We start from the raw sequence: 18137 nt of genomic DNA on the forward strand, positions 1-18137 counted from the left end.
AGGGGAACCGATGGACACGGTCGGCGACGGGCTCGACAAGGCGGTGCGCGCCGCGTTCACCCGCCCCCTCCCCAGGTCCGCGGGGGCGCGGATGCGGTACCTGGTCCGACAGCACCGGGGCAGCACCAGAAGGGTCGCCGAGCTGCTCGGCGTCACCCAGCGCACCGTCGAACGATATGTGAAGGACCAGATCAGGCACCCGAGGCCGGACCTCGCGCGGCGCATGGAGCGCGAGGTCGCCAGGCGCTGGCAGCCGCGGATCCGCGCTCGGGCCAGGCGGACCGCGGCCACCAGCACCGGCATCGTCATCGACACCCGCGCGCGGTTCGGGTACACGGCGGCCCCCGGCTCGACGGACGACGCCCGGCTGCGCCACCTCACCCTCGCCCTGCCCCCGCGGCACGCGGCCCGCCTGTTCGAGGCGCAGGAGGCGGGGGCCACCGAGGACCGGCTGCGGGAGATCGCCGCGGAGGCCCTGGGCGAGGTCTACTTCCGCGACAGCGGCCGCCGCGCCCACGGCCTCGAGGTGGAGTTCACCGACCTCGAGCACGTGGAGTTCGACCTGTAGCCCCGCCCGCCGTCCCCGCGCCGGGGTCTCAGGGGTACGACACCACCGTGGACGGCGTCGTCGACGTGCCCGAGGTCGGGGCCCCCGTCTCGTTGATCACGTGCTCGTACTGCCCGTTGCCGCCGAGTGAGACCACCAGCAGGTCGTGGAACCTCACGCCCGGACGGTTCGGCGCGGAGAAGCCGTGGTGCTGCACGATGCCCGGGTCGACGTTGTAGTAGCAGTAGCTGCCCAGGCCCCAGCCCTCGTGCGCGGTGACGTTGTCGCCGACCTTGTAGGCCGCGTAGCCCTTGACGCTGCCGTTCTGCACGGCGGCCTGGTTCGGGGCGTCGTACGCCTTCTCGTTCTGGAAGAAGATCGTGCGGCCCCGCTGGCCGTTCCACTGCACGTCGTACTTGTTGAAGTGCTCGACGAACAGCCCGGTGCAGAGCACGTCGTCGCCGTTGACGACCACTCCGTAGTCGGCGCGGTTGGTCTCCCAGCCGACGCCGGTGCCGTGGTCGGCACGCCACACCCAGGTGTGGTCGACGATGGTGTGCCGGTTGTTGATCACCATGCTGGTGGTGGCCCTGCCGGCGCCCGCGCCTCCGATGCGCACGAAGACGTCCTGCACCGTGGTCGGGTTGGCCGAGTGGTCCTTGGCGGCGCCCGCGGGCCCGACCTCCAGCAGGGTCGGGGAGTTGACCGGTCCGGCGTCGACGAGGAACCCGGCCAGCCGCACGCCGTCGACGTCGGCGACCTTCAGTGCGGTGGTTCCGTTGCCGGGTACGAGGGTGGCGTAACCCAGGCCGAGGACGACGGTGTTGGCGCGGTCGACCTGTATGGGCCGGTCCAGGTGGTAGACACCGGGCGTGAGCAGCAGGTGCAGGCCCTGCGCGAGCGCCTGGTTGAGGGTGGCCGCGCTGACGCCCGGCTTGGCGACGTAGAACCGCGACAGCGGCAGGGACGTGCCCCTCGGCGTGCCGTTGCCCCAGGTCACCCCGCGGGCGTTCGTCCGCTTCTCCGGCAGGAAGACCCGGAACTCGCTGCCGCTGACGTACAGGAACGGCTTCTCGCGGGAGACCGGGGTGGTGTCCAGCGTGGTGTACACCGGGTTCGGGAAGCCCTGCGCCGGGGCGCCCTGGACGCCGGAGAAGACCATGTTCCACACGCCGTTGAGCCAGCTGCCGATGACGCTGTCGCGGGTGTACCACTGCTGCTGCGAGTAGGGCCCGACCTGGCCGTCGATCCGGCTGTCGGCGATGTAGCCGCCGCTCGCCCAACCGTAACCGGACGGCGCGAGGTTGAGCCCGCCCCGTACGTGCATCCGGCGGAACGGTGCCGCCTGGGCGACCGCCCACCGGTTGGTGCCGTTCACAGGGACCAGGGCCAGGTTCTCCGCCGAACGCCAGAAGTTCTGCGTGGCGTTGCCATTGAACCAGCCCGCGTCGACCGTCACGTCACCGTTGATGGTCGTGTCGTCGGGGGACAGACCGAGGCCCGCGATGGAGGTGTAGAAGCCGATCTGGGCGTTCAGGCCGTTGTACGTGCCGGGCTTGAACAGCAGCGCGTAGCGGCCGGTGCCGAACTGGGCCGACTCCTGCTTCGCGAAGACCTCGTCCAGTGTGGCCTGGATGCCGGGCGTCGCCGGGTCGAACACGAGCACGTTCGGACCGAGGTCGCCGCCTCCGGGGAGCGCGCGCGGGGACCTGCGGCGCCCGGTCGCGGCGCCGGCCGGCGCGGCCGCACCGGCCAGCACCGGCACGGCCGCGGCGGCGGCGCCCAGAACGGTCCGGCGGCCGACGGACGGCGAGGAAGGGGAGGTGGGGGAGGTGGGGGGCATGCGCGGCTCTCCTGGTTCAGGAAATGAACGATGCGGGGCATGGGAGCGCTCTCTCGACGTTGGATGCTTCATTGGCGTGAACGATGCGTCAAGAGTTACGACGGGATTTCCCCGCAGGGCCCCTGAGTGAACGTCACGTTCCCACCCATGCCTTCGAGAAGTGAGCGAAAGGCCATCGCTGATCCTTTGGCCGGATCCCTTGACACCTCTCGTCACCGCCCCAACACTCCAGCGGTGGGAGAGCGCTCTCCCGTTCCGCACGACCTCCATCCCCCACCTCCCTCCGAGGAGTCCGCATGTCACGGAGATCGAAGATCCTCTCGGGCGCGCTCATCACCTCCGCCCTGCTGCTGACCCCACTCGGCCTCGGCTCGGTCGCCGCGTCCTCCACGCCGTCCGCGGCCGTCGTGCACACCGGCCACACCATGGCGCTGTCCACCGCCTCCTCGCCCGAGGACCCCGACGGCGACGGCTACATCCCCGCGAACCCCCCGGTCACCGGCGTCACCCCGTCGACGCAGAACCCTCCGCACCGCTACTTCCACGAGTTCCAGGCCAACTGCTCGGTCAGCCACACCAGGCCGGACGACCCGATCGTCTACCCGCAGCAGCCCGGCAGGTCCCACGACCACACGTTCATGGGCAATACCACCACGAACGCGGCCAGCACGACCGCGACCCTGAGCGCGGGCGGCACCACCTGCAGGGCCCCCGGAGACCTCTCCGGCTACTGGATGCCCACCCTCTACAACGGAGACAAGCCGGTCCTGCCGGTCGGCCCGCAGGTCATCTACTACAAGGCCGGCGTCACCGACTACACCAGCGTCCGGCCCTTCCCCAAGGGGCTGAGGTTCGTGGTCGGCAGCCCCATGCAGAGCGCGGACGAGTTCCGCCACCACCCCGGCTTCGTCGAGGGCTGGGAGTGCGGCGACAGCTTCTTCAACACCGAGTTCCCGGCGAGCTGCCCCTCCCGGCCGGACGTCCAGCTCAACATCCGTTTCCAGGCGCCCAGTTGCTGGGACGGCAGGTACCTGGACACCCCCGACCACAAGAGCCACATGGCCTACCCGGTGGTGAAGCCCGGCACGAACGACAACGTCTGCCCCGCCGACCACCCGGTGGCGCTGCCGATGATCGAGTTCAAGATGGCGTTCCCGGTCAACGGCGACATGTCGAAGGTGCGGCTGGCCAGCGGACCCGGCCACAGCTTCCACTACGACTTCTTCAACGCCTGGGACGACCGCACGCTCAAGGCGCTGGCCGACCACTGCGTCGTCGGCGGACTCCAGTGCGACGCCCGCGGCTACGACGAGACGCACCCGGAAGCGGGCGCGGCCCTCGGTGCCGACTACCGCCTCCCCTAGCCCTCCCCCCACACCCACACCGGAAGACCCCACACCATGACCCCACCACCCCGCACCCGCACCCGCGCGCGCCGCCTCGCCGCGCCCCTCGCCGCCGGCGTGCTGACCGCCGGCGCCCTCGCCGCCCTGCCGGCCGCGCAGGCCCAGGCGGCCGGCAGCGTCGTCAAGGTGACCGGCAGCCAGGGCGACTGGCAGCTGACCGTCGACGGAAAGCCGTACCAGATCAAGGGCCTGACCTGGGGCCCGTCCATGGCGGACGCCGACCGGTACCTGCCCGACCTGAAGTCCATGGGCGTCAACACGATCCGTACCTGGGGGACCGACGCCTCCAGCAAGCCGCTGTTCGACTCGGCCGCCGCGCACGGTGTCAAGGTCATCGCCGGGTTCTGGCTGCAGCCCGGCGGCGGACCGGGCAGCGGCGGCTGCGTGAACTACGTGACCGACACCGCCTACAGGAACCAGATGCTGGACGAGTTCCCCAAGTGGGTCCAGACGTACAAGGACAACCCCGGTGTCCTCATGTGGGACGTCGGCAACGAGTCGGTGCTCGGCCTGCAGAACTGTTACAGCGGAACTGAGCTGGAACGGCAGCGCGACGCCTACACCTCCTTCGTGAACGACGTGGCGAAGCGGATCCACGCCGTCGACCCCAGCCACCCGGTGACCTCCACCGACGCCTGGGTCGGCGCCTGGCCGTACTTCAAGAAGAACGCCCCCGACCTCGATCTGTACGCCGTCAATTCCTACAACGCGGTCTGCGACGTGAAGTCCGCCTGGGAGCAGGGCGGTTACACCAAGCCGTACATCATCACCGAGACCGGTCCGGCCGGTGAGTGGGAGGTGCCCGACGACGCCAACGGGGTGCCGCTGGAGCCGGGCGACCGCGCCAAGGCCGACGGATACACCCGGGCCTGGGGCTGTGTCACCGGGCACCGGGGAGTCGCCCTCGGCGCCACGATGTTCCACTACGGCACCGAGTACGACTTCGGCGGCATCTGGTTCAACCTGCTGCCCGCCGGCCAGCGACGGCTGTCGTACTACGCGGTCAAGAGGGCCTACGGCGGCGACACCTCCCACGACAACACCCCGCCGGTCGTCTCCGACCTGGCCGTCGAGGGAGACGCGGGCCGGGTGCAGGCGGGCCGGGACCTGACCCTCGCCGTCCGGGCCACCGACCCGGACGGGGACGCGCTCTCCTACGAGGTGCTCGACAACAGCATGTACATCGACAAGAGCAAGGACCTCACCCCGCTGCCCCTCACCGACCTCGGCGGCGGCCGCCTCAGGGTCACCGCGCCCGACCGGCCCGGCGTCTGGAAGGTGTACGTCAAGGTGACCGACGGCCACGGCAACGTCGGCGTCGAGACCCGGTCCGTCAGGGTCGTCCCGCCCGCCCCGGGCGGCACGAACCTCGCCCTCGGCAAGCCCGCCACCGCCTCCTCGTACCAGCCGAGTTACGGCGACTGCCCGTGCACCGCCGCCAACGCGGTCGACGGGAACCAGAACACCCGCTGGGCAAGCGACTGGAGCGATCCGCAATGGGTCCAGGTCGACCTCGGCACCCGCACCGCGTTCCGGCACGTCCAGCTGTTCTGGGAGGCCTCGTACGCGAAGGCGTACACCGTGCAGACCTCGGACGACGGGCAGAACTGGCGCACCGTGCGCACCGTGACGGACGGCAACGGCGGCGTGGACGACTTCGACGTCACCGGAACCGGCCGCTACGTGCGCGTCAACGGTACCGCGCGCGGTACCGGCTACGGCTACTCGCTGTACGAGTTCGGCGTCTACAGCTGACCCGGGCGGTCGGCTACGCGAAGGGGTGAGGATGGCCGACGAGGACGAACTCGACCGGCTGCTCGACAAGCTGACCCTGCGGACCGCGGTCCGCCTGCTGACCGGCGCCACCACTTGGCGCACGGTGGCCGAACCCTCGGTGGGACTGGGCCAGTTGGTGCTGTCGGACGGCCCGGCCGGGGTGCGCGGGGAGGGCTGGGACGAACGCGACACCTCCGTCCTGCTGCCCTCGGCCACCGCGCTCGCCGCCACCTGGGACGAACCGCTGGTCGAGGAACTCGGCGGCCTCCTCGCCTCCGAGGCCCGGCGCAAGGGCGTGCACGTCGTCCTCGCGCCGAACCTCAATCTGCACCGCAGCCCCCTGGCCGGGCGGCACTTCGAGTGCTTCTCGGAGGACCCGCTGCTGACCGCCCGGACGGGGGCCGCCCTGATCCGCGGCATCCAGGCGCACGCGGTCGCCGCCACGGCCAAGCACTTCGTGGCGAACGACGCCGAGACGGACCGGCTGACCGCCGACGCGTCGATCGACGAGCGGACGCTGCGCGAGGTCCACCTCGCGCCGTTCGAGGCGGCGGTGGCGGCGGGCGTCCGGCTGGTGATGGCCGGGTACAACCGCGTGAACGGCACCACCATGACCGCACACGAACTCCTGACCAGGCCACTGAAGGACGAGTGGGGGTTCGACGGCGTCGTCGTCTCCGACTGGGGCGCGGTACGCGGCACCCTGGACACCGCCCGTGCCGGTCTCGACCTTGAGATGCCCGGCCCGGCGGGGGAGTGGGGCGAGTCGCTGGCGCGGGCCGTGGAGGCGGGCGAGGTCGAGGAGCGGGCCGTGACCGGCAAGGTGCGCCGGCTGCTGCGGCTGGCCGCCTGGTGTGGCGTCCTCGGCGGCCCGGACCGCCCGGCCCGGCCGCTGCTGCGGTCCCGGCAGGCGCGGGTGCTGGCCCGGCGGGCGGTCGCGGCCGGAGCCGTGCTGCTGACCAACCGGGGCGTACTGCCCCTGGACCCCGGACGCCTCGGCACGGTCGCCGTCATCGGCGATCCCGCGGCCCGCACCCGCACCCAGGGCGGCGGCAGCGCCGGCGTCTTCCCCCAGGACCAGGTCCCGCTGCTGGACGGTATCCGGGCCGGTCTGCGCGGCCGGGCCCGGGTCGTCCACGTCCCCGGCCCGGCCCCGGACGGCCCGCCCCCGCCGCTGGACATGACCCTCGCCGGCGACCCGCGCACCGCCACCTCCGGCGTGCTGCTCCGTGTCCTGGACTCCGCCGGTGCCGAGCTGTACGCCGGACACCGGCGCGGCGGGCGGCAGTTGGAGCCGCCGCTGCCACCCGGCGCGCACACCGTGGAGATCAGCGCGCGACTGCACCCCCGCACCTCCGGCGCCTGGCGGATCGGCGTCGCCGGCTTCGGCCGACTCAGCCTGCGCCTCGACGGACTCCCCCTACTGGACGGAGAGTTCACCGCCACGACCGGCGACCCGGCCGTGATCCACGTGACCCCACCCACCCAGGTCGTCACGGCGCAACTGACCGCCGGCACGGCTCCGTTGCTGGTCGCGCGCCGGGAACTCGCCCCCGGCACCGGCCGGGCCACCGTCGTCGGCGCCGAACCACCCGCACCGGGCGCCGCCGAGGCCCTGGCGGCCGCGTCCCGGGCGGCGCGTGAGGCGGACGCGGCGGTGGTGGTGGTCGGCACCGGCGAGCAGCACGAGTCCGAGGGGCGCGACCGCACGCACCTCGGGCTCGGCCCGGAACAGGACGCCCTGGTCCGCGCGGTAGCCCGGGCCAACCCGCGCACGGTGGCCGTCGTCAACAGCGGCGGCCCGGTGGAACTGCCCTGGCGGGACGAGGTCGGCGCCCTGCTCCTGGCCTGGTTCCCCGGCCAGGAGGCCGGAGGCGGCCTGGCCGACGTGCTGCTCGGCCGGACCGAGCCCGGCGGGCGGCTGCCCACCACCTGGCCCGCGACGCTCACCGACGCCCCCGTCACCCGCACCCGGCCGGACGCCGGCCGGTTCTCCTACGACGAGGGCGTCCACGTCGGCCACCGCGGCTGGCTCCGCGCACGGCGTACCCCCGCGTACTGGTTCGGGCACGGACTCGGCTACACCACCTGGGAGTACGAGGAACTGTCGGGCCCCGGGCGGACACGGGCCGGGGAGGACCTGGCCGTGCGGGTGCGGCTGCGCAACACCGGCCCGCGCGCCGGACGGGAGGTCGTGCAGATCTACCTCGCCCGCCCCGGCCCGACCGCCGTCGACCATCCGGAACGATGGCTCGCCGGCTGGGCGGCGGTACGGGCCCGGCCCGGGGAGAGCGCCGTCGCGCAGGTGGGGATCCCGGCGCGCGCCCTCTGCCACTGGGACGTCCGCGCGGGTGCCTGGCGGACGGAACCCGGACCCTGCCGGGTACTCGCTGGACGCTCTGCGGGAGACCTGCCCCTGAGCATGGAGGTGGACGTGCTCGACCGGCGCTGACCATCTGGAGCGGCCGTGTGGAGAGCGCTCTATCCGCGCCGGCCGCCGGGCCGTTAGGGTGCGGGCATGAGCAGACAGGCCCCGACGCTCGAGGACGTCGCCCGGGAGGCCGGTGTCTCCCGGGCGACCGTCTCCCGGGTCGTCAACGGCGTGCGCAACGTGGACCCGGCGATCCAGGAGGTGGTCCGTCGTGCCATCGAGCGGACCGGGTACGCGCCCAACCGGGCCGCCCGCTCCCTCGTCACCCGGCGGGCCGAGACCGTCGCCCTGGTCGTGTCGGGCGCCGGGGAGACTTCCGACGACGCCCAGGCGGCCTTCGCCGCCCGGGTGTTCGCCGACCCCTTCTTCGGGCGGGTGGTCGCCGGGATCGTGGGCCGTCTGCGGCCCCGCTCGGTGCACCCGGTGCTGATGTTCGCCGAGTCCGCCGGGGCCCGCCAGGAGGTGCTGACCTATCTGCGGCAGGGCCGGGCCGACGGCGCACTGGTCGTCTCCAGCCATGCCGACGACCCGCTGCCCGCCCTGCTGGCCGAGGCCCGGCTGCCCGCGGTGCTCTTCGCCCGCCCCTCCCGCCCGGTCCCGCTCAGCTATGTCGACCTGGCCCACCGGGACGGCGGCCGGCTCGCCGCGGAACACCTGCTCGCCCGCGGCCGGCGCAGACTGGCCACGATCTGCGGCCCGTTGGCGGTCGCCGCGAGCCAGGAGCGGCTGGCCGGCTTCCGCGACACCCTCGCCCGCCGCGGCCACCCGTTCGTGCCCGTCGCCGAGGGCGGCTTCACCCTGGACAGCGGCATCGCCGCCATGACCGACCTGCTGACCCAACACCCCGATCTGGACGGGGTGTTCGCGGCCAACGACCTTATGGCCCAGGGTGCCTGCCAGGTGCTGAGGGAGCACGGCCGCCGGGTGCCCGAGGACATCGCGGTGGTCGGCTTCGACGACTCCACCGTCGCCGCCACCTGCCGGCCCCCGCTCACCACCGTCCGCCAGCCCGTGGAGGAGATGGCGGCCGACATGGCCCGGCTGCTCGACGAGCACATCCACGGCATCCGTACCGCCCCCACTTCGGTCGTGTTCGACCCGGAGCTGGTGGTCCGGGACTCGGCCTAGGGAACCCGCCCGGAGCGGAGCCCGGCGCGGTTCCGGCCGCGCCCGGGCCCCCGAACGGGCGATCCCCGCTACGCGGCGGCCGGGCGACCGGTGCCTAAGGTGGAGTGTGATCAGTAGCGCCACAGAGGACCGCGGGCAGGACCGGCGGGCGGACCGGCGGCGGCCGGGTTACCTGGCCGCGGCGGCCGTCTTCGCCGTCGGCATGCTCGGCACCACCCTGCCCACTCCGCTGTACGGGCTGTACCGGCAACAGCTCGGCTTCTCCGAACTCATCGTGACAGTGGTGTTCGCCGCCTACGCGGTCGGCGTCATCACCGCCCTGCTGATCGCCGGCGGGTTCTCCGACGTGCTGGGGCGGCGGCCGGTGCTGCTGGCGGCGCTGGGTCTCGCGGCGCTCAGCGCGGTGTGCTTCCTGACCGAGGGCGGACTGCCACTGCTGTACACGGGCCGGGTCCTGTCGGGCTTCTCCGCCGGGCTGCTGAGCGGCACGGGCACGGCGGCCGTCCTCGAACTGGCCCCGCCCGGCAGGCACGCCAGGGCCGGGTTCGCGGCCACCGCGGCCAACATGGGCGGGCTGGGGCTAGGCCCCCTGTTGTCCGGCATCCTCGCCGAGTACGCGCCGCAGCCGCTGAAGCTGCCGTTCGCCGTCCATCTCGTGCTGCTCGCGGTGGCGGCCTTCGTCGTCTGCCTGCTTCCCGAGACCGTCCACCGCTCGCATCCCAGGGGGTCGCTGCGGCCCCAGGGGATGACGGTGCCGCCGGAGGTGCGCGGGGTGTTCGCGCCCTGTGCCCTCGCCGCCTTCGCCGGCTTCTCCATGCTCGGGCTGTTCACGGCGGTGGCCCCGGCCTTCCTCGACCAGACCCTGGGGGAGCGCAACCTGGCGGTCGCCGGCGCCGTCGTGTTCTGCGTGTTCTGCGCCTCCACCTGCGGACAGCTCCTCATGGGCCGGATCGGCGCGCGCCGGGCCCTGCCCTGGGGCTGCGCGGTGCTCGTCGCCGGACTCCTCCTCATCGCGTTGTCGCTGCTGCTGACGTCCTTCCCGGTGCTGATCGCGGGCGCGCTGACCGGCGGCGCCGGCCAGGGCATGGCGTTCCGCGCCGGCCTGAGCGAGGTCAGCTCGGCGGCACCGGAGGCTCATCAGGGCGCCACCATCTCGGCGTTCTTCGTCGTCGCGTACGTGGGGATCTCGTTGCCGGTCGTCGGCGTGGGCGCCCTGTCGTCGGCGCTGGGACTGCGCGGCGCCGGGCTGGTGTTCGCGGCGTGTGCGGTCCTGCTCGTCGCGGCCGTGGGCGTACGGGTGAGCCGCACCCTGTCCCGGGCCTCCGGCCGGTGACGCAGGCGCCGCGCGTCCGGAGGCGAACGTCCGGCCGTCCACCGGCGTCGAAGGAGGGACTGCCGGCGAAGCTGAGAGGCGCCCCCATGACCCGCGTACGCTCCACATCCCGCTCCCCGCTGCCCCGCCTCGCGATGATCGCGGGTCTGGTCTGCGCGGCCGCCGCCTGCCAGGGACCGACCGTGTCCACCCGTCCGGCGCAGACCGCCGGCACCGCCTGGCGGGAGCCGTCCGCCTACACGTACACCCTGCGCTCGACCGGCGGGGAGCGGGCGCTGATCGGCTCGTTCCGGGTGAGTGTGCGGGCTGGGAAGGTGGTGCGCGCGGCCGGTCTGGACGCGGAGAGCCGGGCCGTGGTCCGGCGCTCGCCCACGATCGTGCCCACCATCGGCACCCTGATGCGGGAGCTCGGGCAGGCGCGCCGCGAGGGCGCGGAGCGGGCCGACGCGGAGTACGCGTCCGCCGGGTACCCCCGTCGTATCACCGTGGACTGGTCGGCCACCGCCGTCGACGACGAAGTCCGTTACGAGATAAGCGACTACACGTCCGGTGGCGGACTCGGCGTCGACTGAGCACCGCCGGCGGAGAACGCGCGTGCCGGGGAGGGAGTCCGTCACGCGCGCGGGGTCAGGACCTCCTGGAGGAGCGCGCCGTAGCGGGTGACGAGTTCCTCGCGGTCGGTGCGGAGCAGGCCCTCGTCCCGGGCCACCCACAGGCCGTAGAGCAGGCCGCCGGACATCGACGCGGCGAGCCGTGCGCGCAGGTCGGCGTCGGGTCCGCGCAGCCGGTCGCGCAGGGGTGCGATGAGCACCTTCTCGTGGGTCTCGCGCAGCCGGTCGAGGATCTGCGGTTCGCCGCTGCCGTGCACCAGGGCCAGGAAGATTCCCCGGGCGGTGCCGTCGAGGTCGAGGAGGAGCTCGGCCAGCCGCTCGCCGAGACGCTCCAGCGGTACGTCGAACAGGGGCTCGTTGTCGATCGCCAGGTGCATCGTCTCCAGGAACAGCAGTTCCTTGCTCTTGAAGTGACGGATCACCAGCGCGGGGTCGGTCCCGGCGGCCGCGGCGATCCGGCGGACCGTGGTCCTGGCGAACCCCTGGTCCCGGAACAGACGGGCGGCGGCCTCGTGGATGGCGTCACGGGTGGTGGAACCGGAACCGGTCTGCAGCATGCGGCACAGCCTATGCGGCTCCCCGCCCGGCTTCGCGAGCTCTCCTGGACCGCTCCGCGAACAGGGCGTGAACCCGCCCCTGACCGGCTGGAAGATCGAGATACGTGAGCGTTTCAAGAAGTTCGGTCAACATAGTTGACTCGCCGCTGCGGCGCCCGCACATTACCTATCAGTAGAACCGTCCGGTAATCCCGTGCGGTCCTTCACGGCCGTCGGCGTGCGCCTTCCCGCCCACGCTCCGCCGGCCGGCACTTCCCCCTGCTCGAGCCGCCCCGTTCTCGCGAAACAGGTCCGCGGGCACCGCTGTGCCCGCGCGCTCCCCACGCGCCCCCACCGAGAAGAGAGAGCAGACTCCCATGCCCGCTTTGCGTCGTGTCATGACCGCGACAGCCATCGCCGGTGCACTGGCACTCGGCCTCACCGGTACCACCGCCCAGGCCGCGACGCCGCTGAACTACGCGGCCCTCGGCGACAGTTACAGCGCCGCCTCGGGCGTCCTCCCCGTCGACCTCTCCAGCCCGCTCTGTCTGCGCTCCACCGCCAACTACCCGCACGTCCTCGCGTCCCGCACCGGCGCCCGCCTGAGAGACGTCACCTGCGGCGCGGCCCAGACCAAGGACTTCACCGCGTCCCAGTACCTCGGCGTCGCGCCGCAGGTCAACGCGGTCACCGCGGACACCGACCTGGTGACCCTGACGATCGGCGGCAACGACAACGGCACCTTCATCAACGCCATCCTGTCCTGCGGCACCGCCGGCGTCCTCAGCGGCGGCCAGGGCAGCCCCTGCAAGGACAAGTACGGGACCTCCTTCGACGACGCCATCGACGCGAACACCTACCCCGCCCTGAAGAAGGCCCTCGGCAGCGTCCGGGCCAAGGCGCCGGGGGCCCGCGTGGCGGTGCTCGGCTACCCGTGGATCACGCCCGCCACCGCCGACCCGTCCTGCTTCGCCAGACTGCCGATCGCCTCCGGCGACGTCCCCTACCTGCACGCCATGCAGGCCCATCTCAACGCCGTCGTCCGGCGAGCCGCCGAGGAGAGCGGGGCCACGTACGTGGACTTCGCGCAGGCGTCCGCGGGCCACGACGCCTGCCAGGCCGCCGGCACCCGCTGGATCGAACCGCTGCTGTTCGGGCAGAACATCGTCCCCGTGCACCCCAACGCCCTGGGAGAACAGCGCATGGCCGAGCGCACCATGACCGTCCTCGGACTCAGCTGACCCACCGCCGGGCGGCCCGGCTTGCCTTCGAGCGGACTCCAGCGTCCACACTGAGCGCGACGGAAATCCGCAACCAGGGACGAGGACGGGCGCAACCGATGGACACGACGAGCAGGACAGGGCACCCGCTGCCGTACGACACCTACCGTGAGGCGATCGCACGCGAGACGCTCCGCTTCACCGAGGCGGTCGACGGTGCCGACCCCACGAGCGCGGTGCCCTCGTGCCCCGACTGGACCCTGGCCGATCTCACCCGGCACGTCGGTGCGCTGCAGCGCTGGTTCTGCACGCTGCTGACCCGGCTGGTGCAGGAGCCGCCCCGCTCCCGCGACGTGGAGCTGGGGCTGCCGGACAGCGCGGCCGCGTACCCCGGCTGGGTGGCGGCCGGGGTGCCCGAGGTGGCGGCCGTGCTGCGGGACACCGACCCCGGGACGCCGATGTGGGCCTGGGGCGAGGACCAGCACGCGCGGTTCTGGGTCCGCCGCATGCTCTTCGAGACCCTCGTGCACCGGGTGGACGCGGAGCGCGCCGTCGGCCTGGAGCCGGACATCGACAGCGCACTGGCGGCGGACGGGGTGGACGAGTTCCTCGTCAACCTGCCCCAGGCGGGCCTCTTCGCCCCCGGCGTGCGGGAGCTGCGGGGCAACGGCGAGACCGTCGCCTTCCGGTGCGCGGACACCGGCGAGGAATGGCGGGTCCGGCTGGACCCGGACGGCTTCCACGTCCTGCCGCCCGCGGCGGACGGTGCCGCCCGGCCCGAGAAGTGCACCGCGGCGGTACGCGGTCCTGCGGCGGACCTGCTGCTCCTGCTCTACGGCCGCAGGTCACACCAGGAGCCCGTCTTCGACGTGTCGGGTGAGGCCGCGACCCTCGACAACTGGTTCGCCCACACCGCCTTCTGACCCGGACGCCGGTTCCTACGGCTCGCGGGATCCCGGCTCGCCGGTGACCAGACACACGGCCAGCGCCGCGGTGTCGTCCTGCAGCCGGTCGTCGCTGTGATCCAGTAGGTCGTGGTGGAGCCGGTCCAGCAGTTCCCGGGGCGGCAGCGGACCCCACTGGCGCAGGCGCTCGGTCAGCGGGTAGAAGGAGCCGTCCGCGTCCCGTGTCTCGGTGACCCCGTCCGTGTACAGCAGGAGCTGGTCACCGGGCCGGAACGGATAGGCGTCCACGTGGTACGCGTCCCCGACCAGCACGCCGAGGTTCAGCGGCGGCGCCGACCGCCCCCGGTCCAGCTCGCGCACCTCGCCGGGAAGGATGAGGAGCGGCGGCGGATGGCCGCAGTTGACGACGCGGACGACCCGGCCCTCGCCGGGGATCTCGGCGAACACGGCCGTGACGAACCGCTCGCCCGCCTCGTCGCCGCCGAGCTGCGCCGCCCTGCGGCTCATGCTCGTCTCCACCCGGCCGGCCAGGGCGGCCAGATCGGGCTCGTCGTGCGCCGCCTCGCGGAACGCGCCGAGCAGGGCGGCCGCGGTCTCCACCGCGAGCAGCCCCTTGCCGCGGACGTCGCCGATGAGCAGCCGGACACCGAACCGGGTCGGCACGGCCTCGTACAGGTCGCCGCCGATGCGGGCCTCCGCCGCCGCCGAGAGGTACAGGCTCTCCAGTCGGAGGCCGCCGATCCGGTGCGGCACCGGCCGGAGCAGGACCCGCTGCGCGATGTCGGCCACGAAGCGCACGTCCGCCAGGGTGCGCTCGCGGTGGATGCGGTGCGTGGCCAGGATCGTGCCGAGGGCGCCGACCAGGGCGGTGCACACGTACGCGGCCACGTAATGGCGCTCCCACAGGTAGCCCACCTGCCGGCCCGCGCAGCACGGGGTGCCGGCCAGCACCCCTTCGAGGAGCACGGCGAACGCGGCGGCGGCGACCACCACGACGGGCCGGTGGGCGAACGCGGTCACCAGCGGCAGCGCGATCAGCACGAAACTCACCGGCCACTGCACGGGGGTGACGGGTTCGAGCAGCAGTACGGCCGCGACGAACATGACCGGCAGCCAGCGCATCCATGCCGGGGCCGCCGGTAACCCGATCCGCGAGACCGTGCCGTTCGCCGGCCCGTGACCGGTACGTCCGTGCTGCACCCCTCGCACTCGCCACTCCCGTCACACGATCCCGACCAGGACCCACCCTGGTGCGCCCGGCCCCGGCGCACCGGTGATTGCTCCACCCAGCGGCATGTTCCACCGGCCGCCGTCGGCCGTACCGGCCCGGCGTCCGGAGACACGAACTGGTAACGGCGCACAACTGGACCGGAGTCGACGAGGTCTGCACCGGCATGAAGATCTCTTTCCTGCTCCACAACGCCTACGGCATCGGGGGGACGATCACCACGACGTTCAACCTGGCCCAGGCACTGGCCGAGCGGCACGACGTGGAGATCGTCTCCGTGTTACGGCACCGCAAGCGCCCCCAGATCACCCCCGACCCACGGGTGAGCCTGCGGCCGCTGGTCGACCTGCGGCAGGAGAAGGACCACGCGTCGCACCGGACACCGGCGAAGGTGTTCCCCTCTGCCGAGTACCGCTACCGCCAGTACAGCAGGCTGACGGACGAGCGGATCGCCGAGTGCCTGGCGGCCACCGACGCCGACGTGGTCATCGGCACCAGGCCGGGACTCAACGTGCACCTCGCGCTCCAGGCCCCCGACCGGGTGCTGCGCGTCGGCCAGGAGCACCTCACGCTGGACAACCACCCCGCACCGCTGCGCACCGCGCTGCGCCGGGCCTACCGGCGCCTCGACGTCCTCACCACGGTCACGGAGGCGGACGCCCGCGACTACCGGCGCCGGATGCACCTGCCCGGCGTCCGTGTGGAGGCCCTGCCGAACAGCGTGCCCGATCCCGTGCTGCCGCCCGCCGACGGCAACGCCAAGATCATCGTGGCGGCCGGCCGGCTCGTCCCGGTGAAACGCTACGACCTGCTCATCCAGGCGTTCGCCCGGGTCGCCAGCGAGTACCCCGACTGGCACCTGCGCATCTACGGAGCGGGCGAGCAGCGGGACGCGCTGCGGGCCCGCATCGAGCGGCTCGGGCTGAGCAACAACGTTTTCCTGATGGGCCCGGCCGCGCCCATGGAGGCGGAGTGGGTGAAGGCGTCGATCGGCGTGTCCACCTCCTCCTTCGAACCGTTCGGCATGACCATCGTCGAGGCCATGCGCTGCGGCCTGCCGGTCGTGAGCACCGACTGCCCCTACGGCCCCGCCGAGATCATCGAGGACGGGGTGGACGGCCGGCTGGTGCCGGTCGGGGACCGGGACCGGCTGGGCTCGGCGCTGCTGGATCTGGTCCGCGACGACGAGCGCCGCCGGGCCATGGGGCGGGCGGCCGCCGAGAACGCCCGCCGCTTCGCTCCCCGCAGCGTCGTGGCGCACGCGGAGCGCCTGCTGGAGGCGGCCGTCGCGGCCCGGTCCGCGGGGCGAAGGGCCACGGGGGCCCCGCGCGACGTGCGGCAGAACCTGGTGAGCCACGGGTTCGCGGCCCGCGACATCGCGCACACCGCCACCGGGCGGGTGCTGAGGACTCTGCGCAGGGGGCAGCGGTGACCACGGAAAGCGGCGCCGGAGCGCGCGTGAACTGCGTCGTGGACGCCGAGGGCCGCATCGCTCTCGAAGTGCCGACGCCGGTGGCGGCCGCGCGGCCGCACCTGCTGCTGCGGCTGCGGCCCAAGAAGGGCGAACCCGTCACCGTCCGGCGGACCGTCCCCCTCGAAGCGGTGGGCGACGGCCCGCAGCGTGCCGTCCTCGAACCGCTGCCCGCCCTGGAGGAGGGCCGCTGGGACGCGTTCCTGCTGAACGGACCCGACGACACCGCACCCGTGCGGCTCCGGCCCGGCCTGCGTGATCTGCGGGCCCTCGTCGACGGACATCTCAGGGACCGGCCGTCCCCCGTGGCGGTGCGGATCCCGTACGCGACCAAGGAGGGCTATCTCGCCGTACGGGCCTGGCTGCGCACGGTCCACGCGGAGGCCGGCCGGATCGACGTCGGCGACCGGTCGACCACGGTCACCGCCCGGCTGCACGGCGCCACGTTCGAGGACGGTGCCGTCGTCCGCCTGCGGATGCGGGGGAGCGATGCTCCCGGGCGTGACCTGCGGCCGGTGACCGACGGCGACCGACGGGGTTTCCGCTTCACCGTGGACCACGAGGAGCTGGCCGCCGGCACCGCCGCCGAGGGCGGCATCTGGGACGTCTTCGTCCACCCCGCCGCGCAGGCGCCCCCGGTCCGGGTCGCCCGGCTGCTCGACGACGTGGCGGACCGGAAGGCGTCGTTCGTCCACCCGGCTGCGCACGCGGCCGGTGCCGTCCTGCGGCCCTACTACACGCTCGACAACGACCTCTCCATCCGGGTGGCCACGGGCTGACCGACCGGCGTCCGCCGGGGACACGGGCCGGGGGCCGCACCGCGGCGCCCGGCCCGTGTCTTGCCCCCGCCGGGCGCGCGGCGCACGCTGTTGCTATGCGCGCGCACGACAGCCCCACGCTGATCACGTCCGTACAGCGCGCCTTCCGCCTGATGGAGGCGGTCAGCGCACACGAGAACGGCGCGCCCGCCAAGCAGCTTGCCCGGGAGACCGGGCTGCCGCTCGCCACCGCCTACCACCTGCTGCGGACGCTGGTGCACGACGGATACCTGCACAAGCTCGACGACGGCGGCTTCGTCCTCGGCGACAGGCTCCGGACGCTGCACACCACCAGCCGCGCGCAAGCCCTGCTCAGCCGGGTCCGGCCGACCCTCGCCGCGCTGCGCGACGAGCTCGCCGGCGCCGCCTACCTCACCTTCTACGAGGACGGCGAGATCAGAGTCGCCGAGATCGTCGACGGACCCCGCGCGCCCCGGGCCGATCTGTGGGTGGGCTTCGAGGACGCGGGACACGCCACCGCCCTGGGCAAGTCCGTGCTGCGCGAACTGGACGACGAATCCCGCCGCGACTACCTCTCCCGGCACCAGCTCGCCGACCTCACCCCCCGGACCGTGACGAGCCTGACCGAACTGCTCAGACGGCTCGACTCCGCCCCGCTGGCCCCGGCCGTCACGGACCTCGAGGAGTACTCGCTCGGCACCGTGTGCGTCGCCGTTCCCGTGTACAGCGGGGACACCCTGGGGTCGCTCGGCGTGTCCCTGCCGGTGGAGCGGCTCTCCCGGCTGCCGGAGATCGGTGCCCGGCTGATGCCGGCCGCGAGCCGCGTGACCAGAGGTCTCTCGCTCACTATCTGAAAATCCGCTCCTTGAAGCGGCCCCCGCCGAGCCCTTTTCCTTGAATACGAGAACAAGGCCAGGGACAGG

General features: G+C 73.1%; 15 protein-coding genes. 12 read left to right on the forward strand and 3 right to left on the reverse strand.

Features of this window, described 5'->3' with window-relative positions; genetic code table 11:
* The first annotated feature begins 10 nt into the window (after window positions 1–10).
* Window positions 11–568, forward strand: a complete 558-nt coding sequence (gene tpg, locus ACZ6B1_RS29440) for a telomere-protecting terminal protein Tpg (protein WP_468783254.1) — start codon at window positions 11–13, stop codon at window positions 566–568.
* 28 nt (window positions 569–596) lie between these two features.
* Here tpg and ACZ6B1_RS29445 read toward each other — a convergent pair whose 3' ends face one another.
* Window positions 597–2390: a coagulation factor 5/8 type domain-containing protein gene (locus ACZ6B1_RS29445; RefSeq protein WP_468783256.1), complete on the reverse strand. Its 1794-nt coding sequence runs from the start codon at window positions 2388–2390 to the stop codon at window positions 597–599.
* A gap of 296 nt (window positions 2391–2686) precedes the next feature.
* Between ACZ6B1_RS29445 and ACZ6B1_RS29450 the strand changes: the two genes are divergently transcribed.
* The 6 genes from ACZ6B1_RS29450 (at window position 2687) to ACZ6B1_RS29475 (ending at window position 11036) form a co-directional block, all read left to right on the forward strand.
* Window positions 2687–3754 carry a DUF1996 domain-containing protein gene (locus tag ACZ6B1_RS29450; protein ID WP_468783258.1) on the forward strand — a complete coding sequence of 356 codons (1068 nt, stop codon included), beginning with the start codon at window positions 2687–2689 and terminating at the stop codon, window positions 3752–3754.
* Window positions 3755–3790: 36 nt separating this feature from the next.
* The gene (locus ACZ6B1_RS29455; RefSeq protein WP_468783260.1) at window positions 3791–5551 is read left to right on the forward strand and encodes a discoidin domain-containing protein; all 1761 of its coding nucleotides are present in this window, start codon (window positions 3791–3793) and stop codon (window positions 5549–5551) included.
* Window positions 5552–5582: 31 nt separating this feature from the next.
* Entirely contained in the window at window positions 5583–8024 is a 2442-nt protein-coding gene (locus tag ACZ6B1_RS29460; RefSeq protein WP_468783262.1) for a glycoside hydrolase family 3 C-terminal domain-containing protein, read from the forward strand.
* A gap of 66 nt (window positions 8025–8090) precedes the next feature.
* Window positions 8091–9131 (forward strand): LacI family DNA-binding transcriptional regulator, encoded by a 1041-nt coding sequence (locus ACZ6B1_RS29465; RefSeq protein ID WP_468783264.1) that lies wholly within the window; start codon window positions 8091–8093, stop codon window positions 9129–9131.
* Between the two features lie 202 nt (window positions 9132–9333).
* A complete protein-coding gene (locus tag ACZ6B1_RS29470) occupies window positions 9334–10464 on the forward strand; it encodes an MFS transporter (RefSeq protein ID WP_468783498.1) in 1131 nt (376 codons plus the stop codon).
* An 86-nt stretch (window positions 10465–10550) separates the two neighbouring features.
* Window positions 10551–11036, forward strand: a complete 486-nt coding sequence (locus tag ACZ6B1_RS29475; protein ID WP_468783266.1) for a DUF6174 domain-containing protein — start codon at window positions 10551–10553, stop codon at window positions 11034–11036.
* A 41-nt stretch (window positions 11037–11077) separates the two neighbouring features.
* Here ACZ6B1_RS29475 and ACZ6B1_RS29480 read toward each other — a convergent pair whose 3' ends face one another.
* Complete coding sequence (locus ACZ6B1_RS29480) at window positions 11078–11632, reverse strand: TetR/AcrR family transcriptional regulator (RefSeq protein ID WP_468783268.1); 555 nt, start codon at window positions 11630–11632, stop codon at window positions 11078–11080.
* 377 nt (window positions 11633–12009) lie between these two features.
* Between ACZ6B1_RS29480 and ACZ6B1_RS29485 the strand changes: the two genes are divergently transcribed.
* The gene (locus tag ACZ6B1_RS29485; RefSeq protein ID WP_468783270.1) at window positions 12010–12852 is read left to right on the forward strand and encodes an SGNH/GDSL hydrolase family protein; all 843 of its coding nucleotides are present in this window, start codon (window positions 12010–12012) and stop codon (window positions 12850–12852) included.
* 98 nt (window positions 12853–12950) lie between these two features.
* Window positions 12951–13754, forward strand: coding sequence for a maleylpyruvate isomerase family mycothiol-dependent enzyme (locus ACZ6B1_RS29490; protein ID WP_468783272.1), 804 nt, complete (start codon window positions 12951–12953; stop codon window positions 13752–13754).
* Between the two features lie 15 nt (window positions 13755–13769).
* Here the strand turns inward: ACZ6B1_RS29490 and ACZ6B1_RS29495 are convergent, their stop codons facing one another.
* The gene (locus ACZ6B1_RS29495; protein WP_468783274.1) at window positions 13770–14858 is read right to left on the reverse strand and encodes a PP2C family protein-serine/threonine phosphatase; all 1089 of its coding nucleotides are present in this window, start codon (window positions 14856–14858) and stop codon (window positions 13770–13772) included.
* A 272-nt stretch (window positions 14859–15130) separates the two neighbouring features.
* Here ACZ6B1_RS29495 and ACZ6B1_RS29500 point away from each other — a divergent pair, with 272 nt between their 5' ends.
* The 3 genes from ACZ6B1_RS29500 to ACZ6B1_RS29510 all read left to right on the forward strand — a co-directional run bounded on the left by ACZ6B1_RS29500 (window position 15131) and on the right by ACZ6B1_RS29510 (window position 18068).
* Window positions 15131–16396 (forward strand): glycosyltransferase family 4 protein, encoded by a 1266-nt coding sequence (locus ACZ6B1_RS29500; RefSeq protein WP_468783276.1) that lies wholly within the window; start codon window positions 15131–15133, stop codon window positions 16394–16396.
* A complete protein-coding gene (locus tag ACZ6B1_RS29505) occupies window positions 16393–17214 on the forward strand; it encodes a transferase (RefSeq protein ID WP_468783278.1) in 822 nt (273 codons plus the stop codon). Before ACZ6B1_RS29500 ends, ACZ6B1_RS29505 begins: the two co-directional genes overlap by 4 nt.
* A 95-nt stretch (window positions 17215–17309) precedes the next feature.
* On the forward strand, window positions 17310–18068 hold the full coding sequence (locus tag ACZ6B1_RS29510) for an IclR family transcriptional regulator (RefSeq protein ID WP_468783280.1): 759 nt from the start codon (window positions 17310–17312) through the stop codon (window positions 18066–18068).
* Window positions 18069–18137 lie beyond the last annotated feature (69 nt).

Source organism: Streptomyces sp. NPDC041129 (assembly GCF_055592265.1).